Genomic DNA, 17125 nt, shown 5'->3' on the forward strand with positions numbered 1-17125 from the left:
CTCACATCCGGAACAGGCCGAAGGAGGTCTCCGGCAGCGGGGTGCGGGAGACGACGTCGAGCGCCAGTCCCAGGACGGTGCGGGTGTCCGCGGGGTCGATCACGCCGTCGTCCCAGAGCCGGGCGGTGGAGTAGTAGGGGCTGCCCTGGTCCTCGTACTGGGCCTTGATCGGGGCCTTGAAGGCTTCCTCGTCCGCGGCGGACCAGTCCTCGCCGCGGGCCTCGTACTGGTCCCGCTTGACGGTGGCGAGCACGCTGGCGGCCTGGCTGCCGCCCATCACGGAGATCCGGGACGCCGGCCACATCCACAGGAAACGCGGCGAGTAGGCCCGCCCGCACATGGAATAGTTGCCCGCCCCGAAGGAGCCGCCGATCACCACGGTCAGCTTGGGCACCCGGGCGGTGGCGACGGCGGTGACCATCTTGGCGCCGTTCTTGGCGATGCCCCCCTGTTCGTAGTCCTTGCCCACCATGAAGCCGGAGAGGTTCTGCAGGAAGACCAGCGGGATGCCGCGCTGGTCGCAGAGCTCGATGAAGTGGGCGCCCTTGAGCGCGGATTCGCTGAACAGCACCCCGTTGTTGGCCACGATCCCGACCGGGTGGCCGTGCAGCCTCGCGAAGCCGGTGACCAGGGTGGTGCCGTAGTTCTTCTTGAATTCGTGGAAGCGGCTGCCGTCCACCAGCCGGGCGATGACCTCGCGGACGTCGTACTGGGCGTTGACGTCCGTGGGGACGGCGCCGTAAAGCTCGCTCTCGTCCGCCAGCGGTTCGACGGCGGGGTCCACGTCCCACGCAGGCGCGGCCGGCTTCGGCAGGGTGGAGACGATGTCGCGGACGATCTGGAGGGCATGCTCATCGTTCTCGGCCAGGTGGTCGGTGACGCCGGAGATCCTGGCGTGCACATCGCCGCCGCCGAGCTCCTCCGCCGTGACGATCTCGCCGATCGCGGCCTTCACGAGCGGCGGGCCGCCCAGGAAGATGGTGCCCTGGTTGCGGACGATCACCGTCTCGTCGCTCATCGCCGGGACGTAGGCGCCGCCGGCGGTGCACGAGCCCATCACGGAGGCGATCTGCGGGATCCTGGCCGCGGACATCCTCGCCTGGTTGAAGAAGATCCGGCCGAAGTGCTCCTTGTCCGGGAAGACCTCGTCCTGCCTGGGCAGGAACGCGCCGCCGGAGTCGACCAGATAGATGCAGGGCAGCCTGTTCTCCAGCGCGATTTCCTGGGCCCGGAGGTGCTTCTTCACCGTCATGGGATAGTACGTGCCGCCCTTGACGGTGGCGTCGTTGGAGATCACGAGGACCTGGCGGCCGTGCACGAGGCCGATCCCGGCGATGAGTCCGGCGCCGGGGGAATCGTCGTTGTACATGCCGTTGGCGGCCAGCGGGGCGATTTCCAGGAAGGGGCCGCCGTCGTCGAGCAGCCGGTCGATACGCTCCCGCGGCAGGAGCTTGCCGCGGGCGACGTGCCGCTCCCGGGATTTCTCCGGCCCGCCCAGCGCCGTGGCCGCGAGCCGTTCCTTCAGCTCGCGGGCAAGCCCCAGCTGGGCGTCGCGGTTCGCGGCGTAGGCGGCACCCGTGGCGTCCAGCTGGCTGGCGATTGTCTCCATTGACTGCTTCCGTTCCCTGCCCTTGGCCGGATGGGCGGTGCGCCCGGGTGGCGGCCCCGCCATCCCGGTTAGTATCGAATAACTCAGTTTTAGGTTAGTCTCTATTAACTGTGATGTCCAACATAGACACGTGAAACGAGGGAGGTGCGGTGACCGAGCCCAGCCAGACGACCCAGCGCAGCCAGGCCAAGGAGAACCGCCGGCAGGCCCTGTTGTCCGCGGCCGCGGCGCTGTTCGCCGTCGAGGGTTTCAACCGCGTCTCCCTGGAGGACCTCGGGGCCGCGGCCGGAGTCAGCGGCCCGGCGGTCTACCGCCACTTCGCCGGGAAGCAGGCCGTGCTCGGCGCCCTGCTGTTGAGCGTCAGCCAGGACCTGCTCGACGGCGGCCGCCGCGTCGTGGCGGAGTCGGACGGCGCCGCGGAGGCCCTGGCCGGGCTGGTGGCGTTCCAGGTGGACTTCGCCCTGAGCAAGCCCGACGTCATCCGGGTGCAGGACCAGGATTTCAGCAGCCTCACCGACGAGGACCAGGCGGAGGTCCGCACTCTGCAGCGCAGCTACGTGGAGCTGTGGGTGGAGGTCCTGTCGGAGCTGCATGCCGGCACCGAGGCCGCCGAACTGCGGGTACGGGCGCACGCGACCTTCGGCCTGATCAACTCCACCCCGCATTCGGTGCGCAGCCATGGCCGGCGGCTGGCGATCAGGCGGGCCAGGCCGTTGCTCGAGAGTATGGCACTGGCCGCGCTGATGGTTCCGGCAGTTCCCCGGGATTAGCCGCAGGCAACAACCTCGCCGACGCCGGGATCAGCAAAAACGCACCCGCGGTACCAATTCAGTCTTCCGGAAGCCGGCGTTCAAGGGGCGCCTGTGTCTCCGGCGCTTCGATCGGATTTTCGGGCATCGGGACGGACGAATTGGCCGTACCCGGGCTCGCGTGGGTAATGAGAACCAGGGCGGCAGCGATGAGCACGCTGTTTTTCGCCACGAATTCGCCATCGGCCGTCAGCAGTAAAGGGTTGCTGTCGCTGAACATCAATGCGGGTGCCATTGCGAAGGTGGAGAAAGTTCCTGCCAGGTGCAGGCCCACTGCCAACAATGCGAGGCGAAGGAATGCCCCGCTGAGTAGGAGGGCGCCAAGCCCCAACTCTGCAGTTCCCAGTAGCACCAGCACGAGATGGTCATGGCCGAATGGCAGTGTTTGCGCGATGAGGCCAGCCACCGGAGAATGTCCGATGACCTTAAGCCCACCAAACCACACGAACAGGACCCCGAGCAGCAAGCGCAGGGCGTGCAACGTGACCGGCCGCAGTGACTCCGCCATCACTTGGTCCAGGGCATGCACCCTGTCGGTGATCGCAATGAAACCGGGGAGGGGTGTTCGATCGAGACGTAATCGAGCCAGCCGGGTCCGTGGGCGCAAATGCCGGCTCAGCCTCTTTGACAAGCTGACGGTGCTTGTTTCATCAGACATAATCTCATCTTCTTCCTCAAAGCAATTGGGCAGGCAGGCAGGCCGTCCCGACTGAACTGTGGACCGCGCCGCTTGGGGATACCTTGAGGAAGTAGGCCCCACCCGGTGGGATCGCCCCTTTCGCCGATGGTCCAGCACGATGGCCCGTAGTAGCTGTTTAAGTTCTTGGATTCGTCCTGCGACACCCGGGGATGACGAGCTCCGCGGCCGCGTCCCGGCTACGGTTACCGTCTGCCCACCCAAGGCCTGTCTAACCCTGATCCAAATTGGCGCTCCCTTGCGCCGCTTTATAGCCGCAGTCACGACACCCGACACCGGCACCCACGTTGGAGACCTGGACACCATCGCCTGGCCCCTTCCCCGCACCTACCACGGCGGTCCGGGGGGACTTTGGCGCGGACACGCCGGTAAATGCAGCGCCCGACGTCGGATCCAGCCCCAAAGTGCCCCCGGACGGCTACCTCGGGCACAACAAAGCCGCCGGCCGCCCCTTTCTTTCGAATGGGACGGCCGGCGGCTTCATTGACTGGGGTGGCTAGACCATGGCCAGCGCCATGCCCGGATCGGCCAGGATCGTGCCCAGGTCCTGCAGGAAGCGGGACCCCTGTTCGCCGTCGACCAGCCGGTGGTCGAAGGACAGGCTCAACGTCATGACCTGGCGCAAAGCCACCTCGTCCTTGTACTCCCATGGCATCTTCCGGACGGCACCGAGGGCCAGGATCGCGGCCTCCCCCGGATTCAGGATGGGCGTGCCTGCGTCGATGCCGAAGACGCCGATGTTCGTGATGGAGATGGTGCCGCCGGCGAGATCCGCCGTGCCGGTTTTGCCTTCCCGTGCCGTGTCCGTCAGGGCGGTCAGCGCCGTGGACAGTTCGGCGAGGGACATGCGGTCCGCGTCCTTGATGTTCGGCACGGTCAGCCCCCGCGGAGTCGCGGCCGCGATGCCCAGATTCACATAGTTGAACTGGACTATCTCCTGGTTGGCCTCGTCCCAGCGGGTGTTCAGCGCCGGGTGGTTCCGCAGGGCGATCAGCACCGCCTTCGCTGCCAGGGTCAGCGGCGTGAGCTTGTAGCCGGCGAACGCACGGCTGGACTTGAGCCTGGCCAGCAGATCCATGGTGGCGGTGACGTCGATGGTCAGGAATTCCGTGGCGTGCGGCGCCGTGAAGGCACTCGCCACCATGGCGGCGGCGGTGAACTTGCGGACGCCCTTGATCGGGGTCCGTGTCTCCCGCACGCCGGGCGCTGAGGCCGCGGCCTGAACCGCCGCCGGCCCCTGGGCTGCCACCGGCAGGTCCCCGCCTCCGACGAAGGCCAGCACATCCTCGCGGGTGATGAGCCCGTGCTCCCCGGTGCCGGTCACGGCTTCGAGGTCCACCCCGAGGTCCTTGGCCATTTTGCGCACCGGCGGCGTGGACCTCGGGCGCTCCGCCGGGCGGGACGTGCTGACGGCGGGCTGGGCCGAGACGGACCCTGCCACCGGAACCACCGGCGCGGTTTCGATAGGCTCAACCACCGGGGCCGCCGCGGCGACCGAAGCGGCCGCCGGCGATGCAAACGTGCGGGCCCGGCGGGCGGGACGGCCGGAGCTTTCCAGCACGGCGCCGTAGCCGACGAGGTTGGGCTCCCGCTTGGCAGCCGCGGCCCCGCCGGCACCACTGCCCGCAGCGCCGGCGGGGGCGCCGGCGCCGGGGGCGCCGTCGTCGTGGGCATCATTCTGGATTTCGAACGAAACGATCGGTTTCCCCACCTCCACCACCGTGCCCGGCTGTTCAAGGAGCGCGGTGACCACTCCGGCGTAGGGCGAGGGAAGTTCGACGACGGCCTTGGCCGTTTCCACCTCCGCAATGATCTGGTTGAGGGAGACCGTGTCCCCCACCCCGACCTTCCAGCTGACGATTTCAGATTCGGTCAGCCCTTCGCCGAGGTCCGGCAGCCTGAAATCCTTGATCATGGTGGCGCTCAACCTTCCAGCCCGCTCAGGGAGTTGGGGCGGCCAAGGGCACGGTCGACGCCGTCAAGGATCCGGTCCAGGCCGGGCAGGTGGTGCATTTCAAGCTTGGAATACGGGTACGGGACGTCGAAGCCGGTCACCCTGACCGGGGCGGCTTCGAGATGGTGGAAGCAGCGTTCGGTGATGCTGGCGGCCAGCTCGGCGCCCACGCCGCCGGACTTGCCTGCCTCATGGGTGATGACCAGGCGTCCGGTCTTCCGGACCGAGGCTTCCAGGGTCGCGAAGTCGACCGGGGCCAGCGAGCGCAGGTCGATCACCTCGATCGAGATGCCCTCGTCGGCGGCCGCGGTGGCGGCGTCGCGGGCTGTCCTGACGAGCGGCCCGTACGCCACGAGGGTCACGTCCCTGCCTTCGGTGACCACGCGGGCCTTCTCCAGGGAGAGGGCGGCGCTGAGGTCGAGCGACTCGTCCACCTCGCCCTTGTCGTGGTAGCGGCGCTTCGGTTCGAAGAAGAGCACCGGATCATCCGAGGCGATGGCCTGCTGGATCATGATGTGGGCGTCCTGCGGGTTGGAGACGCTGACGACGCGCAGCCCCGAGGTGTGCGTGAAGTACGCCTCGGGTGATTCGGAGTGGAATTCCGGGGAGCCGATGCCGCCGCCGAAGGGGACGCGGATGGTGATGGGCATCTTCACGGCGCCCTGCGTGCGGTAGTGCATCTTGGCCACCTGGCAGACAATCTGGTCGAAGGCCGCATAGATGAAGCCGTCGAACTGGATCTCCACCACCGGGCGGTAGCCGCGGTAGGCCAGGCCCACGGCGGTGCCCACGATCCCGGATTCGGCGAGCGGGGTGTCCACGACGCGGTGCCTGCCGAAGTCTTTCTGCAGCCCGTCGGTGACGCGGAAGACGCCGCCGAGGGTGCCGATGTCCTCCCCCATCAGGATCACTTTGGGATCGTTTTCCAGGGACTTGCGCAGGCCCGAGTTGATGGCTCGGGCAAAGGTCATCTGCGTCATCAGCGTGCACCTTCTTCAGAAGCGGCTTCCGCGGGGTCGCCGAAGGAAGCCAGGTAGCGGGAATAGTGGTCCTGCTGGCGGTCGAGCCAGGAGTTGGGCGTGCTGTAGACGTGCTTGAAGATGTCCAGCGGCGCCGGCTCGGGCATGTTGATGCAGCCTGCCCTCAGTTCCTTGGCCACGGCGTCCGCCTTCGCCGCGACGGCGGTTTCGAGTTCAGCGCCGAGCAGGCCCTTGCGGTCAAGCAGTGATTTCAGCCGCGCGATCGGGTCCTTCGCGGCCCAGTCCTCGAGCTCGTTGGCGTCCCGGTAACGGGTGGGATCGTCCGCCGTCGTGTGCGGGCCCATCCGGTAGGTAACGGCCTCGATGAACGTGGGGCCGCTGCCCCGGCGTGCCCGGTCGAGGGCGATGCGGGTTGCGGCCATCACGGCCAGGACGTCGTTGCCGTCCACCCGCATGCTGGGGATGCCGAAGCCAGAGGCCCGGTCCGCGAGCTGGACGTGGGACTGCAGCCGGACCGGCTCCGAGATCGCCCAGTGGTTGTTCTGGCAGAAGAAGACCACCGGTGCCTGGAAGCTGGCCGCGAAGACCATGGCCTCGTTGGTGTCGCCCTCGCTCGTGGCACCGTCGCCGAAGTAGGCGACGGCGGCCGAGTCGGCGCCGTCGTTCTGGATACCCATGGCATAACCGGTGGCATGCAGCGTCTGCGCGCCGATCACGATCTGCGTCGTTGCCATGTTCACGGTGTACGGGTCCCAGCCGGCGAAGGCGTTGCCGCGCCAGACGCGCACAATGTCCGCCAGGTCCACCCCGCGGCAATAGGCGACGCCGTTATCGCGGTAGCTGGGGAAGACGAAGTCGTCCTCGCGGAGGGCCCGTGCCGAGCCGATCTGGGACGCTTCCTGTCCCAGCAGCGGCGGCCACAGGGCGAGTTCGCCCTGGCGCTGAAGAGCGGTGGCCTCGGTATCGATCCGGCGGATGACCACCATGTCTTCGTAGAGCGAGCAGAGCTGTTCATCGCTGACATCCTGGACCCAGGGGTCGAACTCGGGATGGCTGACGCGTTCACCCGCCGGGGTGATGAGCTGGACGAGGTCCCCGCCCGTCCGGCTGGTGGATCCTGCACTGTTTCCCGGGCCGCCGGCGGCAGCGCCGCCCCTGCCCGTTTCGTCCGTAATCACAGTTGTCCGCAACCTTCTGACGTCGTCTGACCGGCGCTGCCAGGACTCGTGATCCCGGTTCACGCCCGCCGCCCGGGCGCCGTTGCCCCGGATAATTGTGACCCTACTCACAATGCTCATCGGGTACAACCACCCGCCGATAAGTTGAGCATTATGCCCTGTCCGGAGGCCCGCCACCGTGCTAATCTTGCGCATTATGCAACCCTTGGATGGCACCGACACCCGGCTGCTTTCGGCCATGGCCCGTGATCCCCGGCGGACCGTCGTGGCCCTGGCCCAGAAGCTGGGCCTGTCCCGGAACACGGTGCAGGCGCGGATGGCCCAGCTGGAGAAGAAGCACGTCTTCCTCTCCTTCGAACGCCGCATCAACCCCGCCTCGCTGGGCTACCCGCTGATGGCGTTCATCTCCGTGCACGTCCAGCAGCAGAAGCTGGGCAAGCTGGCGGTGGAGCTGGCGGGCATCCCGGAAATCCTCGAGGGGTACGGCCTGACCGGCTCTGCCGACCTCCTGCTCCGCGTTGTTGCCCTCGACGCCGAGGACCTTTTCCGGGTCAACGGCAAGATCCTGGCCTGTGACGGGGTGGACCGGACGGATACGGCCCTGGCGATGGGCGAACTCATTCCCTTCCGGGTCCAGCCGCTGCTGGAACGGGCCTCCGCCGAGGGCTGAGCGGGCACAAGGCCGACGCGTCCGGCTGACGGGGCAAGCGCAGGAGCTCCCGTGCCGCGGCACGGGAGCTCCTGCTGTTCAATCGACGCCAGCTGGCAGCGTCAGTGGTTGACGGCTTTTTCGGCGCCCACCCCGGTGAGGGAGCGGACTTCCATTTCGGCCTGCTTGGTGGTGTCTTCGAGCTTCTTGTCCAGCACCGTGCCCAGCCAGCCCAGCAGGAACGCCAGCGGGATGGAGACGATGCCGGGGTTGCTGAGCGGGAAGATCGCGAAGTTGGCCGCCGGGATCATCGAGGTCTTGGCACCGGAGACCACCGGGGACAGTGCGATCAGGATGATGGCCGAGCCAAGCCCGCCGTACATGCTCCACAGCGCGCCCTGAGTGGTGAATCTGCGCCAGAACAGGGAGTAGACAATGGTGGGCAGGTTTGCCGAGGCGGCCACGGCGAACGCGAGCGCCACGAGGAACGCGACGTTCTGGCCGTTGGCGAAGATGCCGCCGATGATCGCCAGGATGCCGATCACGACGACGGTGCGGCGGGCAACCTTGACCTCGGTCTCGGCGTCGGCTTTGCCCTTGCCGGCCTTGCCTTTGGCGATGACGTTGGCGTAGATGTCGTGCGCAAAGGATGCCGCCGCGGTGATGGTGAGGCCGGCAACCACGGCCAGGATGGTGGCGAAGGCCACCGCCGAGATGAAGCCGAGCAGCAGCGGTCCGCCCAGGTGGAAGGCGAGCAGCGGTGCCGCGGAGTTGACGCCGCCCGGAGCGGCCTTGATCGTGTCGGCGCCCACGAGCGCCGCTGCGCCGTAGCCCAGGACGAGCGTGAAGATGTAGAAAATGCCGATCAGCCAGATGGACCACACCACCGACTTGCGGGCTTCCTTGGCGGTGGGGACCGTGTAGAAGCGCATCAGCACGTGCGGCAGGGCGGCGGTGCCCAATACCAAGGCCAGGCCCAGGGACATGAAGTCCAGCTTGGAGGTCTCGGTCTTGCCGTACTGCAGGCCCGGATTGAGCATGTTGGGGTTCTTGGAGGTTTCCACCGCACCGCCCAGCAGGTCGGAGAGGTTGAAGCCGTAGATTGCCAGCACCCAGAAGGTCATGACCGCGGCCCCGGCAATCAGGAGCATCGCCTTGATGATCTGGACCCAGGTGGTGCCCTTCATGCCGCCGATCAGCACGTACATGATCATCAGCGCGCCGACGACGACGATCACCAGCGCCTGGCCGCCCCAGTCGCTGATGCCCAGGAGCAGGGAGATCAGACTGCCCGCGCCGGCCATCTGCGCGAGCAGATAGAAGAAACAGACGGCGAGCGTGGAGATGGCCGCCGCGATGCGCACCGGGCGCTGCTTGAGGCGGAACGAGAGCACGTCGGCCATGGTGAACTTGCCGGTGTTGCGCAGCAGCTCGGCGACGAGCAGCAGGGCGACGAGCCAGGCGACGAGGAAGCCGATGGAGTACATGAAGCCGTCGTAGCCGTTGATGGCGATGGCGCCGGTGATGCCCAGGAAGGAGGCCGCCGAGAGGTAGTCGCCGGCGATGGCCGTGCCGTTCTGCGGGCCGGTGAAGGAACGCCCGGCCGCGTAGTAGTCCGCCGCGGTCTTGTTGTTGCGGCTGGCCCTGATCACAATCACCATGGTGATGGCGACGAACAGGGCGAAGATGCCCATGTTCAGCAGGGTGGTGTCCTTGAGATCCGCGACGTTAACTGCGGGAACCATGAGTGTCATTTTGCTGTCCCAATCACTGGATTGCCGTGCTGGTCGAACTCGTGGCCTTCGATCTCGTGGCGGATCTCGGCGGCAATGGGGTCAAGTTTCCGGTTCGAGTAGCTGACGTACCAGCCGGTGATGGCGAACGTGGACACGAACTGCAGCAGGCCCAGGATCAGGCCGATGTTGATGTTGCCCCAGACCTTGGTGGACATGAAGCCGACGGCGTAGTCGGCCAGCAGCACGTAGGCGAAGTACCAGAGCAGGAATGCTATGGCCATGGGAAAGACAAAGCTGCGGTGACGTTTGCGCAGTTGCTGGAACCGCTCCGTCGACTGGACTTCCTTGAAGTCCACGGCCGCCGCTGCGTCCGTTTCGTGGGCGTCGTGACCCATCGTTCCTCCTCATTGAGACGGGTGAGTCCACACCGGCTGCACAGTCCGCCAATGTGACTACAATCACTGTGCACAGTGACCGGCGCACAATCCATACCCTCCGCGCCCTGGGTCGCCCAGCGGCCGGGATGCTGCGCCCAGCGGCACCGGCGGTACGCTGGCACCATGCCGGACTCTCCCCTGCTTACCGCCGCCGCGGTCGCCGTGATCGCCATGGCGATCGCCGTCGTCGCCGCCGTCGGGCTGAAGGTCCTCCGTTCGTTCCGGGAGCTGGGCACCGATGCGGAACGGGCCACCTACAGGACGCTGCACGCGGCGTCCCGGGCGGGGCAGCACCTGCGGACCGGCCTGAATCCGGCCGGTGCGGCCAAGGCCAGCCGGCAGCTGCGCGGCCTGCTCGGCTGCGACGCGCTGGCAATCACCGACACGACGGGCGTGCTGGCATGGGACGGCGCCGGCGAAGAGCTCAGGCCGCTGCTGATGGGCCTGGCGGCCGGGGTGCTCGACGGCGGCCCTACCGCCGTGATCCCGGCCGGGGCGGACCTGCAGCGCGCCGCGGTGATCGCCCCGATCAGGGCCGGCACCCGGGTGGTGGGCGTCGTGGCGGCCTTCGCCCCGGCGGCCGGCGCGGGCCTGGTCCGGGCCACGAGCGAGGTGGCCGACTGGGTGGCGGCGCAGGTGGAGCTGGCAGAGCTCGACGCCTCGCGCACCCTCCTGATGGAAGCCGAGCTACGCGCGCTCCGGGCCCAGATCAGCCCGCACTTCATCTACAACTCGCTGAACGCGATCGCGTCCTTCATCAACACCGACCCGGTGCGGGCACGGGAACTCGTCGTCGAGTTCGCCGACTTCACCCGCTATTCCTTCCGCCGGCACGGCGACTTCACGACGCTCGCCGAGGAGCTGCGCTGCATCGACCGCTACCTGCTCCTGGAGCGGGCCCGGTTCGGTGACCGCGTCCAGGTGAGCCTGCGGATCGCCCCCGAGGTGCTCAGCACCGTGATCCCCTTCCTGAGCCTGCAGCCCCTCGTGGAAAACGCGGTGCGGCACGGCCTGGAGGCCAAGGAGGGCCCCGGGCACATCTCCATCACGGCGAATGACTCCGGCGCCTTCGCCGAGCTGAAAATCGAGGATGACGGCGTGGGCATGGATCCGGAACAGCTGCGCTCCCTGCTCGCCGGCCACAGCGAAGGCGACCACGTGGGGCTGCGCAACGTCGATGCCCGGTTGCGGCAGGTCTACGGCGAGGACAACGGGCTGGTCATCGAGACCGCCCCCGGCGAGGGCACCCTGGTCACCATGCGTGTCCCCAAGTCGCAGCCCCGTCACGACGCCTGATCGAACCAGCAAACCGGCGCGGGACAAAACGCCCCGGCAGTAGGCTGGGACCATGATTAACGTCCTCGTCGCCGACGACGAGCTGCCCGCCGTCGAGGAACTGGCCTTCCTGCTCGGCCGTGATGACCGGATCGGCACCATCCACCGGGCCTCCTCCGGCGCCGAGGCCCTGCGCGCCCTGGAAGCCGGGGACGTCGACGCCGTCTTCCTCGACATCCACATGCCCGCCGTCTCCGGACTCGACATCGCCCGGGTCATCGCCCGCAGCGCCCACCCGCCCGCCGTCGTCTTCGTCACCGCGGACGAGGACTGCGCGCTGGAGGCGTTCGAGCTTGCCGCCGTGGATTACCTGCTCAAGCCCGTGCGCGCCGAACGGCTGGCGAAGTCCGTCGGGCGCATCAGCGAACTGCTGAAGGACGGCGCCCCGGCGCCGGAGATGATCACGGTGGACCTGGGCGGCACCACCCGGATGATCCGGCGCGACGACGTCACCTACGTGCAGGCGCAGGGCGACTACGCCAGGCTCCACACCGCGGACGCGAGCTACCTCATCCGGGTGCCGCTCGCGGATCTCGAACAGCAATGGGCCGACGCCGGGTTCATCCGCACCCACCGCTCCTACCTGATCGCGCTGAACCACGTCAGCCACCTGAAACTCGCCGCGGCAAGCCCCAGCGTGACCGTGGCCGGGGCCGAACTGCCCATCAGCCGCCGGCACCTGCCGGCCGTGCGGGAGAAGCTCCAGTCGACCCGGGTCCGGCCGCAGTCATGACCCGGGTCCGCGTCACCGCCCCGCGCGCCAAAGTACAGCGCGTCAGCGCCCAGGGCAGCGCGGCGCTTCCCGCTGCGCGGTCGGCCGCCGATTCGCGCGAAGCCGCGGAGGAATCCGACGCCGGGCAGGTGTTTGTCCGGTCGCTGATCCGGTCGCAGCTGCGGCTGGGCCTCGTGGTGGCCGGGGGCTTCCTGCTGATCCTGCTCGGCTTCCGGCTCATGCTCGGGCTGGTCCCGGGACTGGCTGCATCGAAGATTGCCGGCCTTCCCTTCGACTGGGTCCTGCTCGGCGCCGGAATCTATCCCGTGATCGGACTCGGCGCCTGGCTGTACGTGCGGACGGCGGCACGGAACGAGGCCCGGTACCGGGAGCTGGCGGGGGACAAATGAGCGGGGCATGAACCCGGCCCTCGGCCTTGCGGCGTTCGCCGCCGTCTCGCTGGCCACCGTCGTCATCGGCTTCTACGGGTTGCGGATCTCCCGGACCACCGGGGACTTCTATGTGGCCTCGCGGACCGTCCGGCCCTGGTGGAACGCCTCGGCGATCGGCGGGGAATACCTCTCCGCCGCCAGCTTCCTGGGCGTGGCCGGGCTGGTCCTGCTCTCCGGCACCGATGCCCTGTGGTTCCCGGTGGGCTTCACCGCCGGCTACCTGATGCTGCTCCTGTTCGTGGCCGCTCCGCTGCGGCGTTCCGGCGCCTACACCATTCCGGACTTCACCGAGGCCCGGCTCGAGTCGCGGGCGGTCCGCCGGGTCACGAGCGTCGTGGTGGTGCTCGTCGGGTGGCTCTACATTGTCCCGCAGCTTCACGGGGCGGGCCTGGCCATCCGGATCACCACGGGACTGCCGGCCTGGGTCGGGCAGGTGGCGGTGGTCGCCGTCGTCTGCGTCACCGTGGTGGCGGGCGGGATGCGTTCCATCACCTTCGTCCAGGCGTTCCAGTACTGGCTGAAACTCACGGCGCTGGCCGTCCCGCTCCTGTTCATCTTCTTTGTGCTCGCCGGCACCGGCGCCCCTGCCGTGGCGGACGCCGCCGTGAATCCCACCGGGGTGTCCCCGGCCGGACCGTACCAGAGCATCTCCCTGTTCGTGGCCCTGCTGTTCGGCACGCTCGGGCTGCCGCATGTCCTGGTGCGGTTCTATACGAATCCGGACGGCCAGTCGGCGCGCCGGACCACCCTGATTGTGCTGGGCCTGCTCTCGGTCTTCTACCTGTTTCCGACGGCGTACGGCCTGACCGGGCGCATGTTCGCGCCGGAACTGGCCCGGAGCGGCCACGCGGATGCCCTCGTGCTGCTGCTGCCGGGCCGGATCATCGGCGGGACGGCCGGCGACCTGTTGTCCGCCCTCGTCGTGGCCGGGGCGTTCGCCGCGTTCCTCTCCACGACCTCGGGACTCGTGGTCTCGCTCGCGGGCGTGATCAGCCAGGATGTGCTCGGCGGCAGCGTGCGGGGCTTCCGGCTGGCGGCGCTGGTCTCCGCGATCGTGCCGCTGGGGTTCGCCGTCATGACAGAGTCCATGGCGCTGGCCGGAACCGTGGGGCTCGTGTTCGCGTTCACCGCGTCCGCCATCTGCCCCGTGCTCCTGCTGGGCATCTGGTGGCGGGGGCTGACGGACGCGGGCGCGATTGCCGGCATGGTGACCGGCGGTGTGCTCTGCGGCGGGGCCATGGTGGCCGGCTCGCTGCTGGGTGCCGCCGGGACGCCGCCGTGGCTCGCGCAGCCCGCCGCGTGGACGGTCCCCGCCGCGTTCGCCGTCGTCATTCTGGTGTCCCGGGCCACGAAGAGCCGGGTGCCGCGGACGATCACGCGGCTGATGACCCGGCTGCACAGCCCGGAACGGCCGCTGGCGACCGAGCGCTGAGACCGGGGGGCGGACGTCAGTCGATCGAGGCCATCAGTTCGACGGCGCGCTCCAGGAAGGCGTCGACCTGGCTTTCCTCGTAGCCGTCCCGGCCGATCGCCGGGCGGAAGACCGCGCGGCGGATGTTGTCCACGCTCAGCGGCTGGTCTGCTTCGAGATAGCCGATCAGCTCGTGGCACAGGTCGTCGACGTCGGTGGTGTTGTAGCTGCGGGCCTTGGCCTTGGTGGGGCGCCGGAAGCGCCGGCCGTCCGGGCGGTGCAGGCGGCCGCGGAGCACACCGGCAAGCCTGCCGATTTCGCGCAGCCACGCTTCCTCGCCGCCTTCGGCGACCAGTTCGTCGCGTTCGCGCCGCGCCAGGGCGTCTTCGAGGCGGTCCAGGGCGGCGTCGACGCCGGCGGCGGCATAACCGCCCTTGACCGGGTCGAAGGAGACGGCCCGGACGTCGGCACTCTTGACCTGGCGGTCCGCCGCGTTGGGCGTCTCAAACGCCACCCGTGCACGCAGCAGGAACTGATCGACCTGCTTGGCGTTGTAGCCATACTGGTTCCGCTGCACGCGGTCAAAGGACGCAGGAATCTGCCGTTGAATGTCCACTGTAACTATGTTTCCTTCGGTGCCGTTCGGCTGGGTTGTCCGGCACCATTCTAGGGGCCGGAAGTGGTCGTCCGGGCGGGCCTACCCGCCGGCGGCGGCGAAGAGGATGAAGGCCACCGGCGACGCGAACACGATCGAGTCCAGCCGGTCCATCACTCCCCCGTGGCCGGGCAGGATGCTGCTCATGTCCTTGATGCCCAGTTCGCGTTTCACCATGGACTCGGCAAGGTCCCCGGCGGTGGCCGCCGCCACCATGCCCACGGCGAGCACCGCTCCGAGCCACCAGGGCCTGCCCAGCAGGAAGGTATTGCCCAGCACGCCGATGACCATGGCCCCGCCGATGGAGCCCGCGAAGCCTTCCCAGGTCTTCTTCGGGCTGATTTTGGGCGCCATCGGATGCTTGCCCAGGAAGGCGCCCACGAGGTAGCCGAAGGTGTCATTGGAGACCACCAGCAGCAGCAGCAAGGCGACCTGCCAGGCGCCGGGCGGCACCACGCCGCCGGGCCAGAGGCCCACCGGCGCCAGGCCGGCCGCGGTGTGCAGCGGCAGCACGGCGAAGCTGACCAGGAACGGCACCCACGCCATGGTGAAGACACCGGCGAAGATGCCGCGCGCCGAACCGGCCGCGCCTTCCAGGGAGCGCCACAGCAGCACGGCCACGCTGCTGGCCAGCATGGCGAAGAGCAGGCTTTCCAGGCCGCCGAAATAGGCGGCCACGGGCATCGCGACCGTCCCGGTCAGGACCGGGACGATGGGAAGCCGGGTGCCTGCCGCCTCCAGGGCCCGGAAGATCTCCCAGACGCCGAAAACGGCGAAGGCGGTGACGATCAGGACGAAGCCCAACGGGAGGAACAGCAGGCCGGCCAGGACAGCCAAAAGCATGCCGAGGCCCACCACGATGGCCGCGGGAAGGTTCCGACCTGCCTTGGGCGTCGGGTTGCTGCGTTTCCCCCGCCCCCGGACGCCCGGCCCGGGGGCCTGTTGTGCCTGCCCCATCAGACCTCGAGCAGCTCAGCTTCCTTGCGCTTGAGCAGCTCGTCAATCCCGTCGACGTGTGCCTTGGTCATGGCATCGAGTTCCTTTTCGCCCCGGCTGCCCTCGTCCTCGCCGGCGTCGCCGTCCTTGACCAGCTTGTCCAGGGTTTCCTTGGCCTTGCGGCGGATGTTGCGGATGGAGATCTTGGCGTCCTCGCCCTTGGACTTGACGATCTTGACGTATTCCTTGCGGCGTTCCTGGGTCAGCTCCGGGATGGTGATCCGGATGACGTTGCCGTCGTTGGAGGGGTTGGCGCCGACCTCGGAGTCGCTCAGGGCGCGTTCGATGTCGCGCAGGGCCGTCTTGTCGAACGGCGTGATGAGGATGGTGCGCGCGTCCGGAACGGCGAAGGAGGCCAGCTGCTGCAGCGGCGTCGGCGAACCGTAGTATTCCACCAGCACCCGGTTGTACAGGCCCGGCGTGGCCCGGCCCGTACGGATCGAGGCGAAGTCTTCCTTGGCTACCTCTACCGCCTTGTCCATCTTGTCCCCGGCTTCGAGCAAGGTTTCTTCGATCACGATCTCTCCTCAAAAATTGGTGCGTCCCGGCGGGCCGGGACGCTGCACGGTCTTCGTCCTCAAGACATCCTAGCCGCTGCTACGGGGTGACGACGGTGCCCAGCTCCTCGCCGCGGATGGCCCGGGTGACGTTGCCTTCGCCTTCCATCCCGAACACGACCATGGTCAGGTTGTTGTCCTTGCACATGGTCATGGCGGTCTGGTCCATCACGCGGATGTCGCGGCGCAGGGCCTCGTCGTAGCTGAGGTGGTGGAGTTTCTCGGCCGAGGGGTCCTTCTTGGGGTCGGCGGTGTAGACGCCGTCGACGCCGCTCTTGGCCATCAGGACGACGTCGGCGTGGACCTCCAGGGCCCGCTGGGCCGCCACGGTGTCGGTGGAGAAGTACGGCAGGCCGGCCCCGGCGCCGAAGATGACGACGCGGCCCTTTTCCATGTGGCGGATGGCGCGGCGCGGGATGTAGGCCTCGGCGACCTGGCCCATGGTGATGGCGCTCTGCACGCGGGTTTCCACGCCCGCCTGTTCCAGGAAGTCCTGGAGCGCCAGGCAGTTCATGACGGTGCCGAGCATGCCCATGTAGTCGGCGCGTGAGCGGTCCATGCCGCTCTGGGACAGTTCGGCGCCGCGGAAGAAGTTCCCGCCGCCGACGACGATGGCGACCTCGACGTCGGGGACTGCGGCTGCGATCTGCTTGGCCACGCCGCGGACGGTATCCGGGTCAACGCCGAGCTTGCCGCCGCCGAAGACCTCGCCGGACAGCTTCAAGAGAACGCGGCGCCGGGACTTTCTTGGCTGGGCTGAAGTGACGGTTTCCATGGTGCCTTCCCGTTGGTGGACTCTGGGCTAGATTATCGTGCTGGGGGGCCGGGGCGTGATTCCGCCCGGGCGGACGCATGCTGCCAGCGGTGGCTGTCGCGGGTGCATGCAAAAGGGGTGGCCACCACGGTGACCACCCCCTTAGCGTGTCTGGCTGATGCCTGACTGGTGTCCGGCTACGCC

The 17125-nt window shown here is 68.2% G+C and carries 17 protein-coding genes; 6 read left to right on the forward strand and 11 right to left on the reverse strand.

Annotated features, from left to right (window positions below):
• Position 1: 1 nt before the first annotated feature.
• Positions 2-1609 carry a carboxyl transferase domain-containing protein gene (locus tag ACQCSZ_RS12710; protein ID WP_427004142.1) on the reverse strand — a complete coding sequence of 536 codons (1608 nt, stop codon included), beginning with the start codon at positions 1607-1609 and terminating at the stop codon, positions 2-4.
• A 149-nt stretch (positions 1610-1758) separates the two neighbouring features.
• Here ACQCSZ_RS12710 and ACQCSZ_RS12715 point away from each other — a divergent pair, with 149 nt between their 5' ends.
• On the forward strand, positions 1759-2379 hold the full coding sequence (locus tag ACQCSZ_RS12715; RefSeq protein ID WP_427004143.1) for a TetR/AcrR family transcriptional regulator: 621 nt from the start codon (positions 1759-1761) through the stop codon (positions 2377-2379).
• Positions 2380-2437: 58 nt separating this feature from the next.
• Here ACQCSZ_RS12715 and ACQCSZ_RS12720 read toward each other — a convergent pair whose 3' ends face one another.
• From ACQCSZ_RS12720 to pdhA, 4 genes are all read right to left on the reverse strand, one after another.
• Positions 2438-3076: a hypothetical protein gene (locus ACQCSZ_RS12720; protein WP_427004144.1), complete on the reverse strand. Its 639-nt coding sequence runs from the start codon at positions 3074-3076 to the stop codon at positions 2438-2440.
• A gap of 535 nt (positions 3077-3611) precedes the next feature.
• A complete protein-coding gene (locus ACQCSZ_RS12725) occupies positions 3612-5030 on the reverse strand; it encodes a dihydrolipoamide acetyltransferase family protein (RefSeq protein ID WP_427004145.1) in 1419 nt (472 codons plus the stop codon).
• An 8-nt stretch (positions 5031-5038) separates the two neighbouring features.
• Complete coding sequence (locus ACQCSZ_RS12730) at positions 5039-6049, reverse strand: alpha-ketoacid dehydrogenase subunit beta (RefSeq protein ID WP_427004146.1); 1011 nt, start codon at positions 6047-6049, stop codon at positions 5039-5041.
• On the reverse strand, positions 6049-7227 hold the full coding sequence (gene pdhA, locus ACQCSZ_RS12735; protein ID WP_427004147.1) for a pyruvate dehydrogenase (acetyl-transferring) E1 component subunit alpha: 1179 nt from the start codon (positions 7225-7227) through the stop codon (positions 6049-6051). The genes ACQCSZ_RS12730 and pdhA overlap by 1 nt, the downstream gene beginning before the upstream one ends.
• A 196-nt stretch (positions 7228-7423) precedes the next feature.
• Here pdhA and ACQCSZ_RS12740 point away from each other — a divergent pair, with 196 nt between their 5' ends.
• Complete coding sequence (locus ACQCSZ_RS12740; protein WP_427004148.1) at positions 7424-7897, forward strand: Lrp/AsnC family transcriptional regulator; 474 nt, start codon at positions 7424-7426, stop codon at positions 7895-7897.
• A gap of 101 nt (positions 7898-7998) precedes the next feature.
• On the opposite strand, the gene ACQCSZ_RS12745 is transcribed toward ACQCSZ_RS12740, so the two are convergent.
• Positions 7999-9630, reverse strand: coding sequence for a solute symporter family protein (locus ACQCSZ_RS12745; RefSeq protein ID WP_427004149.1), 1632 nt, complete (start codon positions 9628-9630; stop codon positions 7999-8001).
• Positions 9627-10007 (reverse strand): DUF485 domain-containing protein, encoded by a 381-nt coding sequence (locus ACQCSZ_RS12750; protein ID WP_427004150.1) that lies wholly within the window; start codon positions 10005-10007, stop codon positions 9627-9629. The genes ACQCSZ_RS12745 and ACQCSZ_RS12750 overlap by 4 nt, the downstream gene beginning before the upstream one ends.
• Positions 10008-10172: 165 nt before the next feature.
• Here ACQCSZ_RS12750 and ACQCSZ_RS12755 point away from each other — a divergent pair, with 165 nt between their 5' ends.
• The 4 genes from ACQCSZ_RS12755 to ACQCSZ_RS12770 are packed head-to-tail and all read left to right on the forward strand — an operon-like array spanning position 10173 to position 13980.
• Positions 10173-11345, forward strand: coding sequence for a sensor histidine kinase (locus tag ACQCSZ_RS12755; protein WP_427004151.1), 1173 nt, complete (start codon positions 10173-10175; stop codon positions 11343-11345).
• Positions 11346-11397: 52 nt separating this feature from the next.
• Positions 11398-12117 (forward strand): LytR/AlgR family response regulator transcription factor, encoded by a 720-nt coding sequence (locus ACQCSZ_RS12760; protein WP_427004152.1) that lies wholly within the window; start codon positions 11398-11400, stop codon positions 12115-12117.
• Entirely contained in the window at positions 12114-12506 is a 393-nt protein-coding gene (locus ACQCSZ_RS12765; protein ID WP_427004153.1) for a hypothetical protein, read from the forward strand. Before ACQCSZ_RS12760 ends, ACQCSZ_RS12765 begins: the two co-directional genes overlap by 4 nt.
• A 7-nt stretch (positions 12507-12513) precedes the next feature.
• Positions 12514-13980, forward strand: coding sequence for a cation acetate symporter (locus tag ACQCSZ_RS12770; RefSeq protein ID WP_427004154.1), 1467 nt, complete (start codon positions 12514-12516; stop codon positions 13978-13980).
• A gap of 16 nt (positions 13981-13996) precedes the next feature.
• Here the strand turns inward: ACQCSZ_RS12770 and ACQCSZ_RS12775 are convergent, their stop codons facing one another.
• From ACQCSZ_RS12775 to pyrH, 4 genes are all read right to left on the reverse strand, one after another.
• Positions 13997-14575, reverse strand: coding sequence for a DivIVA domain-containing protein (locus ACQCSZ_RS12775; protein WP_427004155.1), 579 nt, complete (start codon positions 14573-14575; stop codon positions 13997-13999).
• 81 nt (positions 14576-14656) lie between these two features.
• On the reverse strand, positions 14657-15571 hold the full coding sequence (locus ACQCSZ_RS12780) for a phosphatidate cytidylyltransferase (RefSeq protein ID WP_427004156.1): 915 nt from the start codon (positions 15569-15571) through the stop codon (positions 14657-14659).
• Positions 15571-16128, reverse strand: a complete 558-nt coding sequence (frr, locus tag ACQCSZ_RS12785; protein ID WP_211877970.1) for a ribosome recycling factor — start codon at positions 16126-16128, stop codon at positions 15571-15573. Before frr ends, ACQCSZ_RS12780 begins: the two co-directional genes overlap by 1 nt.
• A 79-nt stretch (positions 16129-16207) precedes the next feature.
• On the reverse strand, positions 16208-16942 hold the full coding sequence (pyrH, locus tag ACQCSZ_RS12790) for a UMP kinase (RefSeq protein WP_427004157.1): 735 nt from the start codon (positions 16940-16942) through the stop codon (positions 16208-16210).
• Positions 16943-17125: the final 183 nt, after the last annotated feature.

Origin of the sequence: Pseudarthrobacter sp. H2, from assembly GCF_050157045.1 — a bacterium.
Taxonomy (GTDB): Bacteria; Actinomycetota; Actinomycetes; order Actinomycetales; family Micrococcaceae; genus Arthrobacter.